At 74.3% G+C, this 13,710-nt stretch carries 13 protein-coding genes and 1 pseudogene; 8 read left to right on the top strand and 6 right to left on the bottom strand.

Features of this window, described 5'->3' with window-relative positions; translation table 11 throughout:
- Nucleotides 1-571: pseudogene (locus tag ACFVXG_RS11475) on the top strand (acetyl-coenzyme A synthetase); the annotation flags it as partial.
- A gap of 123 nt (nt 572-694) precedes the next feature.
- Here ACFVXG_RS11475 and ACFVXG_RS11470 read toward each other — a convergent pair.
- Nucleotides 695-2,080 (bottom strand): serine hydrolase domain-containing protein, encoded by a 1,386-nt coding sequence (locus tag ACFVXG_RS11470; protein WP_387926483.1) that lies wholly within the window; start codon nt 2,078-2,080, stop codon nt 695-697.
- Between the two features lie 344 nt (nt 2,081-2,424).
- On the opposite strand from ACFVXG_RS11470, the gene nhaA reads away from it, so the two are divergent.
- The 4 genes from nhaA (at nt 2,425) to ACFVXG_RS11450 (ending at nt 6,098) form a co-directional block, all read left to right on the top strand.
- Nucleotides 2,425-3,861 carry a Na+/H+ antiporter NhaA gene (nhaA, locus tag ACFVXG_RS11465; protein WP_387926481.1) on the top strand — a complete coding sequence of 479 codons (1,437 nt, stop codon included), beginning with the start codon at nt 2,425-2,427 and terminating at the stop codon, nt 3,859-3,861.
- A 235-nt stretch (nt 3,862-4,096) separates the two neighbouring features.
- Nucleotides 4,097-4,573, top strand: coding sequence for a phage holin family protein (locus ACFVXG_RS11460; RefSeq protein ID WP_387926479.1), 477 nt, complete (start codon nt 4,097-4,099; stop codon nt 4,571-4,573).
- Nucleotides 4,574-4,656: 83 nt separating this feature from the next.
- Complete coding sequence (locus tag ACFVXG_RS11455) at nt 4,657-5,745, top strand: alpha/beta fold hydrolase (protein WP_387926477.1); 1,089 nt, start codon at nt 4,657-4,659, stop codon at nt 5,743-5,745.
- A gap of 143 nt (nt 5,746-5,888) precedes the next feature.
- On the top strand, nt 5,889-6,098 hold the full coding sequence (locus tag ACFVXG_RS11450; protein ID WP_387926476.1) for a hypothetical protein: 210 nt from the start codon (nt 5,889-5,891) through the stop codon (nt 6,096-6,098).
- 70 nt (nt 6,099-6,168) lie between these two features.
- Here the strand turns inward: ACFVXG_RS11450 and ACFVXG_RS11445 are convergent, their stop codons facing one another.
- The 4 genes from ACFVXG_RS11445 to nth all read right to left on the bottom strand — a co-directional run bounded on the left by ACFVXG_RS11445 (nt 6,169) and on the right by nth (nt 9,912).
- A complete protein-coding gene (locus tag ACFVXG_RS11445; protein ID WP_387926474.1) occupies nt 6,169-6,870 on the bottom strand; it encodes a metal-dependent hydrolase in 702 nt (233 codons plus the stop codon).
- Nucleotides 6,871-7,080: 210 nt separating this feature from the next.
- Complete coding sequence (locus ACFVXG_RS11440; protein ID WP_387926472.1) at nt 7,081-8,265, bottom strand: MarP family serine protease; 1,185 nt, start codon at nt 8,263-8,265, stop codon at nt 7,081-7,083.
- A 46-nt stretch (nt 8,266-8,311) separates the two neighbouring features.
- A complete protein-coding gene (locus ACFVXG_RS11435; RefSeq protein WP_387926470.1) occupies nt 8,312-9,046 on the bottom strand; it encodes an NUDIX hydrolase in 735 nt (244 codons plus the stop codon).
- Nucleotides 9,043-9,912 (bottom strand): endonuclease III, encoded by an 870-nt coding sequence (nth, locus tag ACFVXG_RS11430; protein WP_387926468.1) that lies wholly within the window; start codon nt 9,910-9,912, stop codon nt 9,043-9,045. The genes ACFVXG_RS11435 and nth overlap by 4 nt, the downstream gene beginning before the upstream one ends.
- Before the next feature lie 191 nt (nt 9,913-10,103).
- On the opposite strand from nth, the gene ACFVXG_RS11425 reads away from it, so the two are divergent.
- On the top strand, nt 10,104-10,892 hold the full coding sequence (locus ACFVXG_RS11425; protein WP_387926466.1) for an alpha/beta fold hydrolase: 789 nt from the start codon (nt 10,104-10,106) through the stop codon (nt 10,890-10,892).
- 107 nt (nt 10,893-10,999) lie between these two features.
- Entirely contained in the window at nt 11,000-11,626 is a 627-nt protein-coding gene (locus ACFVXG_RS11420) for an RraA family protein (RefSeq protein ID WP_387926464.1), read from the top strand.
- A gap of 46 nt (nt 11,627-11,672) precedes the next feature.
- On the opposite strand, the gene ACFVXG_RS11415 is transcribed toward ACFVXG_RS11420, so the two are convergent.
- Entirely contained in the window at nt 11,673-12,491 is an 819-nt protein-coding gene (locus tag ACFVXG_RS11415; protein WP_387926462.1) for an isocitrate lyase/phosphoenolpyruvate mutase family protein, read from the bottom strand.
- 112 nt (nt 12,492-12,603) lie between these two features.
- Here ACFVXG_RS11415 and ACFVXG_RS11410 point away from each other — a divergent pair, with 112 nt between their 5' ends.
- Nucleotides 12,604-13,641, top strand: coding sequence for a DUF5937 family protein (locus ACFVXG_RS11410; RefSeq protein ID WP_387926460.1), 1,038 nt, complete (start codon nt 12,604-12,606; stop codon nt 13,639-13,641).
- The last annotated feature ends 69 nt before the right edge of the window (nt 13,642-13,710 follow it).

Below are 13,710 nucleotides of genomic sequence, written 5' to 3'. Positions count from 1 at the left end.
CGGCTACCTCGTCCTCACCGAGCCCTGGCCCTCCATGCTCCGCACCATCTGGGGCGACGACCAGCGCTACATCGACACCTACTGGTCCCGCTTCCAGGGCCGCTACTTCGCCGGCGACGGCGCCAAGAAGGACGAGGACGGCGACATCTGGCTGCTCGGCCGGGTCGACGACGTCATGCTCGTCTCCGGCCACAACATCTCCACCACCGAGGTCGAGTCCGCCCTGGTCGGCCACCCCTCCGTGGCCGAGTCCGCCGTCGTCGGCGCCGCCGACCCCACCACCGGCCAGGCCATCGTCGCCTTCGTCATCCTGCGCGGCGGCATCACCGAGACCCCCGAGCTCGTCGAGGAACTGCGCGCCCACGTCGGCCGCACCCTCGGCCCGATCGCCAAGCCCAAGCAGATCAAGGTCGTCGGCGAGCTCCCCAAGACCCGCTCCGGCAAGATCATGCGCCGCCTGCTGCGCGACATCGCCGAAGGCCGCGAGGTCGGCGACACCACCACCCTCGCCGACAGCTCGGTGATGAGCCAGATCCAGGCCCAGCTGCCGCCGCACGGCAGCAACGGCTGAACGAGGCGCTGACGGCCGTAGGCAGCACGGGCAGTCGACGGCTGAGCGCGCTCGCTTGAGCAGTGACCGGGGCCCCGGGCGGTGACCACCGCCCGGGGCCCCGTCGTCGGGCCCGCGAGGGGATCACCCCGCTGCCGGCGCCGACCCGACTACCGAACCGGCCGCCGAGCCCGCCGCTGGGCCTGCCGCTGGGCCGACTACCGAACCGGCCTCTGGGCCTGCCGCCGAACCGGCCGCCGTCCCGCGCTGGGCGGCCAGGGTCCGCAGGGTCTCGTACGCGCCCTGGACGAAGCCCCGGTCGTGCAGGACCCGCACCCCCGACCACGCTCCGGCCAGCACCGCCAACCCGACCTGGGCCCGCGGGCTGAACCCGACGAAGGCGCTGAACCCCCGGGTCGACCCGGCGTGGAACACCAGCTCCACGGCGCCCTCCCTCTCGGCCGGCTCCCCCGCCGCACCGACCGCACCATCGTCGCCGGGCTCGCCCACATCACCACCGACCCCCCGCTGGTTCCAGCCCAGGCAGAGCCGGGTGCCGCCCCGGTGCCGCCCCACCCTGGGCCGACGGACCTCGGCGAGCGCCGTCCGCAGCACCGCCGGATCGGCCCGCTCGGGCAGCGGCACGGCGTCCAGCGAGAGGTGCGCCTGGAGGTAGCGGAGCATGTCGTCCGCGGTGGAGCGCACTGCCGAGGCGCCCGGCAGGGCGGGCAGCCGGAAGGACGGCACCCGGCCGCCGCGCCGGTACCCGCCGACGTCCTCCCGGCCGGGGCCGCAGGAGGTGTCCACCAGGCCGAGCGGCCCGCAGACCCGGGCGGCCAGCAGGTCGTCGTAGCGCTGCCCGGCCGCGTTGGCGAGCAGCAGTCCGAGCAGTCCGCAGCCGAGGTTGGAGTAGCGCACCTGGGTGCCCGGGGTCCCCCGGACGGGGGTCCGCGGCAGCGCCCCGAGCAGGTGCGTCGGCCCGAAGGTGGCGCACGGGCGGGTGAACCACCGGGGTGCCGCGGCCGGCCGCAGGCCGACCGGCAGCCGGGGCAGGCCCGAGGTGTGGGTGGCCAGGTGGAGCAGGGTGATCGGCCGCTCGTGCGGATAGCCGGGGACGGCGTTCGCGGGGAGGTAGCGGTCGATCGGGTCGTCGTACCGGACCTCGCCGCGGGCGGCCATCTCGGCGAGCAGCAGTCCGGTGAAGGTCTTGGTCACGGAGCCGAGCTCGAAGCGGGTGTCGGCCCGGACCGGGTGCCGACCGGGGTGGTCGGACTGCCCCCGGCAGGCGACCGTCCGCTCCTCGCCGCGGATCACCACGACGGCGACGCCGCCGTCCGGCCCCGCGGAGCGGAACAGCGGGCGGAGCAGCCGGTCGAGGTCGGCCGGAACGTCCTCGGCGTCGCCGGGCTCATCGGGCTCATCGGGTTCACCGGGCGAAGCGGGCTCGCCGGGCAGGGCAGGCCCACCGGGTAGGGCGGGCTCACCGGGTAAGAGGGGCGGTTGGGGCAGGGTGGTGCCACCACTGGGCATGGTCGTGCCTCCAGCAGGAACTACGGGGAACGGAAGGGGTGTGCGCACCGGCCCGGAGCGGGCGGGCGCCTGCGACCGACCTTAGGGAGCCGTTCACCCGACTGCACTCGGCCTGGGCCGTTCGGGTACCGGTCCACTGCTCCTCGGGAGTGCAGAACCGGCTCGCAGGGCTTAAGTCCTTTACTAGGACAATCCGGATGTCACCTGAACGTCCCTTAGACTGTTAAGGACGCATCAAGATCCTTGACGGGATTCGCGGGCGTCACAGGGCGCGCCGGGAAGTCTGGTCGGCAACTGCACCACCCGTGCATCCGTTGCCGCTCCCAGCCCCCAGGAGGTCCCCCGTGACCGACCAGCCGCCCGCTCACGAGCCGACGACCCGCCGCCGGCAGTTCCTCGGCCGGCTGTCACTGCCCGAGCGCACCTTCATCACCGACGCCCTGCGCACCGAGACGGTCGGCGGCATGCTGCTGCTGGCCGCCGCCGTGGTCGCGCTGGTCTGGGCCAACCTCTGGCCGAACGCGTACGAGAGTCTGCTCGACTTCAAGATCGGCCCCTCCGCCCCGCTCCACCTCGACCTCACCCTGGCCAACTGGGCCAAGGACGGCCTGCTGACGATCTTCTTCTTCGTGGCCGGCATCGAGCTCAAGCGCGAGTTCGTCGCGGGCGAGCTGCGCACCCCGGCCGCCGCGCTGCTGCCGGTGATCGCCGCCGTCTGCGGCGTCGCCCTGCCCGCGATCCTGTTCGCCCTGGTCAACTCCGGCAGCGGCGGTCACCCCGGCGGCTGGGCCATCCCGACCGCCACCGACATCGCCTTCGCCCTCGGCGTGCTGGCCGTGGTCGGCAGCCACCTGCCCTCGGCGCTGCGCGCCTTCCTGCTGACCCTGGCCGTGGTCGACGACCTGATCGCGATCCTGATCATCGCGGTCTTCTACAGCTCCGGGATCAAGTTCTGGGCGCTCGGCCTGGCCTTCGCCGGCCTGGTGCTGTTCTGGTTCCTGCACCGGCGCGGGGTGAAGGGCTGGTACCTGTTCGTACCGCTGGCCGTCGTGGTCTGGGCGCTGATGCACGAGAGCGGCATCCACGCCACGGTCGCGGGCGTCGCGATGGGCCTGATGCTGCGCTGCCACCGGGAGGGCGACGAGAAGCACTCCCCCGGCGAGCACATCGAGCACCTGGTCCGCCCGCTCTCGGCCGGACTGGCCGTCCCGGTGTTCGCGCTGTTCGCGGCCGGGGTGACGATCTCCGGCCCGGCGCTGCGCGAGGTGTTCACCCAGGCCGCCCCGCTCGGCATCGTGATCGGCCTGCTGGTCGGCAAGACGGTGGGCATATTCGGCGGCACCTGGCTGGCCGCCCGGTTCACCCGGGCCGAGCTGAACCCCCAGCTCAAGTGGGCCGACCTGTTCGCCGTCTCGGTGCTCGCCGGGATCGGCTTCACCGTCTCGCTGCTGATCAGCGAGCTGGCCTTCCCGAACGACCTCGCGCTGGCCGACCGCGCCAAGACGGCCGTCCTGGTCGGCTCGCTGCTCTGCGCGGTGGTCGCCACCGTGCTGCTCAAGCTCCGCAACCGGCACTACCGCGCCCTGTGCGAGGAGGAGGACCGGGACGAGGACGGCGACGGCGTCCCGGACGTCTACCAGCAGGACGACCCGGCCTGGCGGGCCCGCACCGGCGACGCGGCGGCGGTCGCCGAAGCACCCCGGCCGGTCGCCGAAGCACCCCGACCCGTCACCGAGACGCCCCGGCCCGTGCCGGGCGAGGGGCCCGGCACGGGCCGCTGAGCCCCTCCGAGGAGCGCGGAGCCCCCCTCCGAGGAACTCCGCGGAGGCCCGCCGGGGCCTTCCGAAGCCAGGACACGTCCCTCCGGCGGGGCCCCGGAGTGGTGTCCGACTGACCGGTAGGGGCATGATTCTGAGCTGTCGACACACCACTGACGCCTCCGGAACCCCCACCGGCCCCGGAAAACCGCGCACCGCGACGGCGTCACGCCGCAACAGCCGCAGAGGAGAACCGCTGATGCCCGCAGGAGCCGCAGACCCGTCCAGCAACGGCCGGGCGCCCTACGAGGGCGAGCGTTCGGTGGGGCAGCTGTTCGCGGCGGCCACCGCCGACCTGAGCGCACTCGTCCACGACGAGATCGCGCTCGCCAAGGCCGAGATCCGCAAGGACGTCAAGCGCGGTGTGACCGGCGGGGTCTCGATCCTGGTCGCCGCCACCGTGGCGCTGTTCTCCGTGCCGATGCTGAGCGCCGCGGCGGCGTTCGGCATCCACGCGCTGGGTCTGTCGCTCGGCTGGTCGTTCCTCATCGTGGCGGGCGCCTACCTGGTGCTGGCCTTCCTGCTCGGGGTGCTGGCCTACCGCTCGTTCAAGAAGATCCAGAAGCCGGAGCGCGCCATCGAGGGTGCCCAGAAGACCGCCGAGGTGCTGAGGAACGCCCGGCCGCGCCCGGCCACCCAGGAGGAGATCGACCGGGGCCTGGGCCGCATCCCGTAACCCGACCTGCAGCTACGTGCCCGGACCCGCCGACGGCGAGTGCCGGGCACGTGTCCTTCGCACGGATGTGACACGCTCTCGGTATGCCGCTCGACCAGAAGCCCGCTCCCGCGCAGCCGTCCGCCGCCTCCGGCCCCGACTCCGGCCCGGAGGCCGCCGAGGGCGCCACCGCCCCCGGACGGTCCGACGGCGGTGCCGACAGCGGTGCAGACAACGGTGCCGACAGCGGTGCCCCCGGCAGTGCCGGCGCCGGCGGCGGCGCCGCGGCCGAGGCGTGGAGCATCCGGCAGTCCGGCCCGTGGCGGCACCGCGACCTGGCGGCCAACGGCGCCCGCTTCCACATCACCGAGCTGGGCTCGGGCCCGCTGGTGCTGCTGGTGCACGGCTGGCCCGAGTACTGGTGGGCCTGGCGCCACCAGCTGACCGCGCTGGCCGCGGCCGGCTACCGCGCGGTGGCGCTGGACCTGCGCGGCATCGGTGGCAGCGACCGCACCCCGCGCGGCTACGACCCGGGCAACCTCGCCCTGGACATCACCGGGGTGATCCGCTCGCTCGGCGAGCAGCGGGCGCACCTGGTGGGCCACGCCTCCGGCGGCACCCTGGCCTGGGTGGCGGCGGTGATGCGCCCGTCGGTGATCCAGAGCCTCACCGTGGTCTCCGCGGCCCACCCCCGGGACCTGCGCCGGGCGCTGCTGACGGACCGCAAGCAGATCGCCGCCTTCGACCACGTGCTGGGCTTCCAGCGGCCGTGGATACCGGAACGCCGTCTGGTCGCCGACGACGCGGCGCTGGTGGGCCGCTACCTGGACGAGTGGACCGGGCCGACCAAGCTTGACGAGGCGGCGGTGCACGCGTACCGGCAGGCGATCCAGATCCCCAGCACCGCGCACTGCTCGATCGAGCCGTACCGCTGGCTGCTGCGCTCGATGGCGCGTCCGGACGGCATCCAGTTCGCCCGCCGGATGAAGAAGCCGATCTCCGCACCGACCCTGCACGTCCAGGGCGCCGCGGACCCGGTGCTGCTGTCGCACACCGCGCTGGGCGGCGGCGAGTACGTCGCGGCACCGTACCGCTGGCGGCTGCTGCCGGGGGTCGGGCACTTCCCGCACGAGGAGGCTCCGGAGGAGTTCACCACGGAGCTGCTGGACTGGGTCGGTCGCCACAAGGAGTGACGACCGGAGGGCCCTCCCCAGGATTCCCGGGAGGGTTCGGAAGTCCCAACTCCCTTGATGTTGCGCTCATATGACATGCACATGGGCCAGTTTCGGCGAACCCGGGCGGTTACTCCCACCGGCCCAGGGGCATCCCTTCCGGTATGACCTGGATGCCCGATCGCGGCGACGCCCCGCGCGGCCGACGCCACAACAGTCCCCAGCGCCCCGCACACCTCCCGGACTGGGCGGAGGACCTCGGCCTCGAGGGCCTCGACCGCCGCCAGCGCGGGGCGCAACGGCAGATGGGCATCCCGCGCATCCTGGGCCGGCGCGCCCGGTGGGTGGGCGCACGACTGCGGCGCGAGACCTGAGGTCTCGCGCCGCGTCAGCCGGACGTACGGCGGCCGCACCGAAGGGGTACGGAGGCCGTGGGGCGCCCGGTCAGTTCACGATCTGCGGTGACAGCGCGGTGAACCAGAGCAGGACGAAGGTCGCCACCGACATGATCGGCACCAGCACCTTGGTCTCGACGTCGTTGCCGCTGCGCTTGATCAGCACGATCTCGTAGCGCTCCTTGTGCGGCCACAGCAGCGGCGCGCCCTTCTTGGTCAGGCAGTCGCCCAACAGGTGCGCCAGGGTGCCCAGCGCCACCGCGTACGGCAGCCAGCCGGGCGCGTTGGGCATCCAGGTGTTCATCCCGAAGGTGCCGAGCGCGGACAGGCCGACGACGGTGAACCACGCCTCCGGGCCGTGGCCGGGCGGGCAGAGCCGCAGGGCCTTGATCGCCAGCGCCAGCAGGAAGAACGTCACCGTGAGGGTGAAGTAGCGGCCCAGGAAGGTGACGCCGGCCCAGGTGCCGCCGCCCATCAGCGCGACGAACAGCAGCGAGTGGGTGGCGTGCCGGTGCCCGCCCGAGGCCCAGGCCACGAAGCGGCAGAGCGCCTTGGAGAGCGGGCCGAGGAAGTTGGCGATCGAACCGTCGTGGTGGTCGAGGTCCGGCAGCAGCGCCGCGCCCGCGCACAGCACCGTGCCCATCAGTATGTCGGCCGGCTGCAGCGTGGTGTGCAGCAGCAGCGGGGGCAGGAACGGGGCCGAGGCCGCGTACAGCATCGCCCCGCTCACCGCGTGCGAATGACCCATCATCGGACTACCACGACCTCCCGTTGACTCACTCCGGGACGGCAACCCGGTTGAGCCGAACGGGTGAGCGCGGCCGAGGCTACCAGGGCGGACTGACGGTGCGACGGATTCCGCGCCGGCGGCATGCCGTACCCTCGCCCGACTCGAGACAAAACCACGGCCGGAGCACCACCCGCCCCGGCCGGCGCACCGGCCGCCCCCGGCCCCGGAGGGTCAGAGCGCGCAGCCCTGGGTGTCCACCCGGCCGCTCGCGGTGCTGCCCGCCGTCGCGTCCTCGCGCACCTCGGCCGAGGTCAGCACGTACCCGGTGTCGGCGCTGTCCAGCGACTTGGCGAACACCACGCCGAACACCTGCCCGTCCGGGGTGAGCAGCGGGCCGCCGCTGTTGCCCTGGCGGACCAGCGAGCGCACCGAGTAGACGTCGCGCACCACCTGGCCGCGGTGGTAGATGTCCGGGCCGTTGGCCTGGATCCGGCCGCGGATGCGGGCGGGCTGGACGTTGAAGGCGCCGTTCTCGGGGAAGCCCGCGACGATCGCGCTGTCGTTGGTCTTCGCCTCGCCCGCGAAGGTCAGCGGGGGCGCGTTCAGCTTGGGCACGTCCAGGACGGCGATGTCGCGCTGCCAGTCGTAGCGGACCACCGTGGCGTCGTACAGCTGGCCGACGCCGCCGATCTGTACGGTCGGCTCGTCGACGCCGCCGACCACGTGGGCGTTGGTCATCACCCGGTGCGGGGCGAAGACGAAGCCGCTGCCCTCCAGCATCTTGCCGCAGGAGGGCGCGGTGCCGACCACCTTGACCAGGCTCTGCCGCGCCCTGGCCACCGCCGGGCTGTTGGCCAGGGCCGGGTCGGGGGTGTCGACCTGGGTGATCGGCTCGTGCTCGAAGGGGTTGAAGACCTGCGGGAAGCCGTTGCGGGCGAGCACCTTGGAGAAGTCGGAGAACCAGTTCGGCGCGTCACCGGGCAACGCCTCCTGGACGCCGCCGAGGATCGCCGAGGAGCGGACCTGCTTGGAGACCGTCGGCAGGGACGTGCCGGCCAGTGCGGAGCCGATCAGCCAGGCGACCAGCAGCATCGAGATCACGTTGACCACCGCGCCGCCGGACGCGTCCAGCACCCGGGCCGGACGGCGGTCGATGTGGCCGCGCAGCTTCCAGCCGTAGTGCGCGGTGACCGCCTGGCCGATCGCGGCGCAGACGATCACCACCACGACGGCCACCACCGAGGCCGTGGTGCCGGGGCTGAGGTGGTCGAGCAGCAGCGGCAGCAGCTGGACGGCCAGCAGGCCGCCGCCGAGGAAGCCGACGAGCGACAGGACGCCCACCACGAAGCCCTGCCGGTAGCCCGAAATGGCGAACCCGACCGCGGCGAGGATCAGCAGCACATCCAGCACGTTCACTCCGACACCCTCCCACGCTTCGCGACCGTGCCGCGCCGACGGTCCGTCACGAGCCTTCGACGTCGCCGCCCGGCAGGGCCCGGGAGTGTTCGAGGTCGCCCTGGACCAGCGCCAGCGCGTCGTCCGAGAGGTCGACGACCCGGGACGGGTCCCACGGCCGCTCCAGCCCGCTGTGGTGCAGCACCCGGTCGATCACCCCGGCGGTGAACCCCCAGACCAGCCGCCCGGCGACCGCGAAGGCCGGCCCGACGTGCCCGGACGGGTGCCGCAGGCGGACCCGGTTCGCCGGGTCGGCGAGGTCGGCGATCGTCACCCGGAACACCGCACCGGTCTCGCCCTGGTCCACCGGGCGCACCGGCGACTCCTCGCGCCACCAGCCCAGCACCGGGGTCACCACGAAGGCGCTCACCGGGATGTACAGCCGGGGCAGCGCGGCGAAGACCTGCACCCCGGCCGGGTCCAGGCCGGTCTCCTCCCAGGCCTCGCGCAGCGCCGCCGCGACCGGGCCGGGGCCGTCCGGGTCGCCGTCCTCCGGGTCCAGCGCGCCGCCCGGGAAGGACGGCTGGCCGGCGTGCGAGCGCAGCGAGCGGGCCCGCTCGATCAGCAGCAGGTCCGGCCCGTCCGGGCCCTCGCCGAACAGCATCAGCACGGCTGCCGCCCGGCCGCCCTCGCGCGGCGGCAGGAAGCGGCTCAGCTGCTCCGGCAGCACCCGCTCGGCCGCGTCCCGGACCGGCTCCAGCCAGCCCGGCAGGTCGTTCCGCTCGATGGCACCGGCGATCACGCTTCCACCCCCTGGTCCGCGACCCGCCCCTGGTGGGCGGCCGCGTCGGCGCGGGCGGCGGCCTCGCCGGGGAAGTCCGACGGCGGCCTCAGCCGCTGGCCGGGCTGGCCGCCCATCTCGTACTTGAGCAGCTTGCGGGCCTTCTCCGGGTCCAGCTCGCCCTCCCCGTAGGCGGGGCAGAGCGGCGCGATCGGGCAGGCCCCGCAGGCGGGCTTCTGGGAATGGCAGATCCGGCGGCCGTGGAAGACCACGCGGTGCGAGAGCATCGTCCACTCCGACTTCGGGAAGATCTCGGCGACGGCCAGCTCGACCTTCACCGGGTCGTCCTCGGTGGTCCAGCCGAACCGGCGGGCCAGCCGCCCGAAGTGGGTGTCCACCGTGATGCCGGGGACTCCGAAGGCGTTGCCGAGCACGACGTTGGCGGTCTTGCGGCCGACCCCGGGCAGGGTCACCAGGTCGGCCAGCCGGCCCGGGACCTCGCCGCCGAACTCGTCGCGCAGCGCGGTCGAGAGGCCGATCAGCGACTTCGCCTTGTTCCGGAAGAAGCCGGTCGGGCGGATGATCTCCTCCAGCTCCTCCGGGTTCGCCGCCGCCATGTCCTCGGGCGTCGGGTACTTCGCGAACAGCGCCGGGGTGGTCTGGTTCACCCGCAGGTCGGTGGTCTGCGCCGACAGCACGGTGGCCACCAGCAGTTGGAACGGGTTCTCGAAGTCCAGCTCCGGGTGGGCGTACGGGTACAGCTCCGCCAGCTCGCGGTTGATCCGCCGGGCCCGTCGCACCATCGCCAGGTGCGACTCCGGCTTCCTCGGCTTCACCGCCGGCTTGGCCTTCGGCGCCGCCGCTTTCCGGACCTTGCTCTCTGCCATGCACGAAGGCTACGCCGAGCGGCGGACCGCTCGGGGCCGATCAAGGAGGGAGAAGGGGACCGCCGGGGCGCCGGACCCGGCCGGAAGCCGCCGAAAAAACTCGCGGGAAAGGTTCTCCGCCGGAGCGATGAGTTCTGCGGCGAGCCCCGGTCTACCTCTATGACCGACTCGTACGACAGAAGGAACATCCCATGAGCACCGTGGTCTCCGCCGACGGCACCGTCATCGCCTGCACCGTCACCGGCTCCGGCCCGGCCGTCGTCCTGGTGGACGGCGCGATCGGCCACCGGGCCTTCGACCCGGGCGTCGCGGTCGCCGAGCAGCTCGCGGCCCACCACACCGTCTGGGCCTACGACCGGCGCGGCCGCGGCGGCAGCGGGGACACCGCGCCGTTCGCCGTCGAGCGGGAGATCGAGGACCTGGCCGCCGTCATCGCCGCGGCGGGCGGCTCGGCCGCCGTCTTCGGCATCTCCTCGGGCGCCGCGCTCGCCCTGCGGGCCGCCGCCGCGGGCGTCGGCATGACCCGACTCGCCGTCTACGAGCCGCCGTTCAGCACCGATGAGGTCCAGCGCGAGCGCTTCGTCGGGTACGCCGACGAGCTGGCGGCGGCGCTCGCCGAGGGGCGGCGCGGGGATGCCGTCGCGGCCTTCATGACCTTCGTCGGGATGCCCGGGGAGATGGTGGAGGGGATGCGCTCGGCCCCGGTGTGGCCGGTGTTCGAGGCGGTCGCGCCGACCCTGGCGTACGACGCGGCGGCGCTCGGCGCGCGGACCGGCGCGACCGTGCCGGCCGACCTGCTGGCCACGATCGCCGTCCCCACCCTGGTCCTGGACGGCGGCGCCAGCCCGGAGCTGCTGCGGGCGCCGTCCCGCGCGGTGGCCGGGGCCGTGCCGGGCTCCGAGTACCGGACGCTGCCCGACCAGACCCACGAGGTGGCGGCCGAGGCGCTGGTGCCGGAGCTGCTGAAGTTCTACGCCTGAGACCGCCCGGTGCGCGGGGCCCGGTGCGCGGGGCGCAAGCCCGTGCGGCCCCGTTCACCAGCCCGTTCTAGTCTTCCGACGGTCTGACGATCGAGGAAAGAGGAAGCATGGACGGGGACTTCAAGGACTTCGCGGACATTCCCACCACCACCCTGGCCGACGTCCTGGGCCGCGCCCAGGTGATGGACATCGGTCTGCGCCCGCTCTGGGCGGGCATGCCCCGGGTGGCCGGACCGGCCTTCACCGTGCAGTGCCCGCCCGGCGACAACCTGATGCTGCACGCCGCGATCTACCGGGCCGAGCCCGGCTCGGTGATCGTGGTGGAGTCCGGCGACCTGGACTACGCGCTGGCCGGCGGCAACGTCTGCGCGGTGGCCCAGCGCCGGGGCGTCGCCGCTTTCGTGGCCGACGGCCTGATCCGGGACCTCGCCGAGGTGCGCGAGATGGGCTTCCCGGTGGTCGCCCGGGGCGTCATCCCGATCCCCGGCGCGAAGAAGCGGCTGGGCGCCCACAGCACCCCGGTGCGCTGCGGCGGCGTGCTGGTGGCGCCCGGCGACATCGTGGTGGCCGACGAGGAGGGCGTCGTGGTGGTGCCCGCCGCCGAGCGGACCGCGGCCCTGGAGGCGGCCCGGGCCAAGCTGGCCGCGGAGGCCGCCGAGACCCTGGACGACTGGGAGGCCGCCCACCGCGCCCGCGTCGAGCAGAGCCTCGCCGAGCTGGGCTTCGCGGGCTGAGGCCCGGCGGGAGCCGCGGCCCGGCGAGGGCTGAGCGGGTTCAGGCTCAGTACAGCCCGTTCAACTCGCCGAAGCCGAGCGCCCCGTCGAGCTCGGTGTACGTCCCGGCGCCGAGCAGTTCGACGGCGGCCCGGTGGGCCGCGGTGTACGCGGCCTGGGCCAGGCCGGTGCCGACACTGACCCGCCGCACCCCGGTGGCGGCCAGCTCGGCGACGGTCGGCCCGCCCGGCCCGGCCATCGCGTTCACCGGCAGCGGGGAGCGCCGGCACAGCTCGGTGAGGGCGTCGAGGTCCAGCAGCCCGGGGACGAACAGGCCGTCGGCGCCAGCCTCGGCGTAGGCCTCGGCCCGGGCCAGCACGTCGTCGAGCCCGCCCAGTCCGAACAGGAAGACGTCGGTCCGGGCGTTGACCAGCAGCTCGGGCAGTTCGGCGGCCGCGGCCGCCGTCCGGGCCGCGCGCAGCCGCTCGGCCTGCGCGGCCACCGGGTACAGCGGCCCGCCGACGGCCGTCGAGTCCTCCAGGTTGACCCCGGCCACGCCCGCGCCGACCAGCTCGGTGACGGTCGCGGCCACGTCGGCGGGCAGCGGCCCGTAGCCGCCCTCGGCGTCGACGGTGACCGGCAGGTCCACCGCGGCGACGACCCGGCGGGCCGCCGCGACCGCCGCGGCCCGGTCCAGCCGCTCGCCGTCGCCGTGCCCGAGCGACCAGGAGACGCCGCCGCTGGTGGTGGCGACGGCCCGGGCACCGGCCGAGGCGATCACCGCGGCGCTGCCCGCGTCCCAGGCGTTGGGCAGGACGAGCACGCCCTCGGCGAGGAGTTCGCGCAGTCGCAGCGCCCGCTCGCGGGCCTCGGGGGTGGTGGACATGGTGGGTCACCGGCTTTCGTGCGGATCGGTGGGGACGCAGGCATCCTGCGCCCCGTTCCGGGCCCGTCACCAGTGATTAAGCTGGGGCCGAATCTTCCGAAGGGGGCCGCGGATGCGGACGGAACTCCACTTCTCCGCCCAGGACTTGGCGCTGACCCGGTTCGCGGTCAGCCCGATGCAGGAGGTGGTGACCAGCCTGCGGGCCCTCGCCCGCTCCCCCGTCCCGGCGCTGCACCGCCGCTGGGCCGGGCAGGTGCGCGAGCGGCTGGCCGCCGCCGGGCTGGACCGGGGCCGGCTGGCCGCGATGGTCCCGCCCGAGGGTCACCTGCCCGACTTCCTCAACCCCGCCCCGGCGGGTTGCTCGACCAGGCTCGCCGAGGAGCTGGTCGCGATCTCCGCGACCGGCGTCGGGCAGGTCCGGGCCGACCTCGACATCCTGGCCGCCGAGGCCGGCGGCCGGCTGCCCGCCGCCCTGGAACCGCTGCACCGCGACCCGGCCGGCCAGCTGCCCCGGCTGGCCGCCGAGATCGAGACGTACTGGGAGCTGGCGCTCGCCCCGTACTGGGCCCGGATCAGCGCGGTGCTGGCCGCGGACGTCTTCCACCGCTCCCGGCAGGCCGCCGAGCACGGCAGCGCGCGGATGCTGGACGAGCTGCACGAGACGGTCCGCTGGGACGGCACCGCGCTGCGGCTGGAGCAGCGGCACTGCGCGGTGAACCGGCTGAACGCCGCGGCCGGGCTGCTGCTGGTGCCCTCGGTCTTCGCCTGGCCGCGGGTGCTCACCCGGGTGCTGCCGCCGGATCCGCCGCAGCTGGTCTACCCGGCGCGCGGCACGGCCGCGCTCTGGGAGGAGCGGCCGGGCTCGGCGGCGCGCACCGACGCGCTGGCCGGCGTCCTCGGCCGGTCCCGGGCCCGGCTGCTGGCCGAACTGGGCTCCCCGGCCTCGACCACCGAGCTGGCCCGCCGGACCGGACTGTCCCCGGCGGCCGTCTCCCAGCACCTCACCGCCCTGCGCGCGGCGGGCCTGACCAGCGCCCACCGGGCCGGTCACGCCGTCCTCTCCGCCCGCACCGCGGTGGGCGACTCCCTGTTCGATCCGAACGGACAGGAGTTCGACCGCGGGACGGCCTCCGAGCGCCCCGCCCCGTGACCCGCCGGTACGAATGGCCCCGCACGGCACACCCGGACACACCCCCTCCTCATATGATCGGAGCGACAT

The sequence above is a fragment of the Kitasatospora sp. NPDC058162 genome (genome assembly GCF_042884005.1).
Classification (GTDB): domain Bacteria; phylum Actinomycetota; class Actinomycetes; order Streptomycetales; family Streptomycetaceae; genus Kitasatospora.
This window is presented reverse-complemented; position numbering and strand designations above follow the sequence as displayed.

What these genes read in the sequence shown, in the direction of transcription:
- ACFVXG_RS11470 (WP_387926483.1), bottom strand. Translation starts at nt 2,080, where the DNA reads ATGCCCAGTGGTGGCACCACCCTGCCCCAACCGCCCCTCTTACCCGGT.
- ACFVXG_RS11460 (WP_387926479.1), top strand. Translation starts at nt 4,097, where the DNA reads ATGCCCGCAGGAGCCGCAGACCCGTCCAGCAACGGCCGGGCGCCCTAC.
- ACFVXG_RS11455 (WP_387926477.1), top strand. Translation starts at nt 4,657, where the DNA reads ATGCCGCTCGACCAGAAGCCCGCTCCCGCGCAGCCGTCCGCCGCCTCC.
- ACFVXG_RS11450 (WP_387926476.1), top strand. Translation starts at nt 5,889, where the DNA reads ATGACCTGGATGCCCGATCGCGGCGACGCCCCGCGCGGCCGACGCCAC.
- ACFVXG_RS11445 (WP_387926474.1), bottom strand. Translation starts at nt 6,870, where the DNA reads ATGATGGGTCATTCGCACGCGGTGAGCGGGGCGATGCTGTACGCGGCC.
- nth (WP_387926468.1), bottom strand. Translation starts at nt 9,912, where the DNA reads ATGGCAGAGAGCAAGGTCCGGAAAGCGGCGGCGCCGAAGGCCAAGCCG.
- ACFVXG_RS11425 (WP_387926466.1), top strand. Translation starts at nt 10,104, where the DNA reads ATGAGCACCGTGGTCTCCGCCGACGGCACCGTCATCGCCTGCACCGTC.
- ACFVXG_RS11420 (WP_387926464.1), top strand. Translation starts at nt 11,000, where the DNA reads ATGGACGGGGACTTCAAGGACTTCGCGGACATTCCCACCACCACCCTG.
- ACFVXG_RS11415 (WP_387926462.1), bottom strand. Translation starts at nt 12,491, where the DNA reads ATGTCCACCACCCCCGAGGCCCGCGAGCGGGCGCTGCGACTGCGCGAA.
- ACFVXG_RS11410 (WP_387926460.1), top strand. Translation starts at nt 12,604, where the DNA reads ATGCGGACGGAACTCCACTTCTCCGCCCAGGACTTGGCGCTGACCCGG.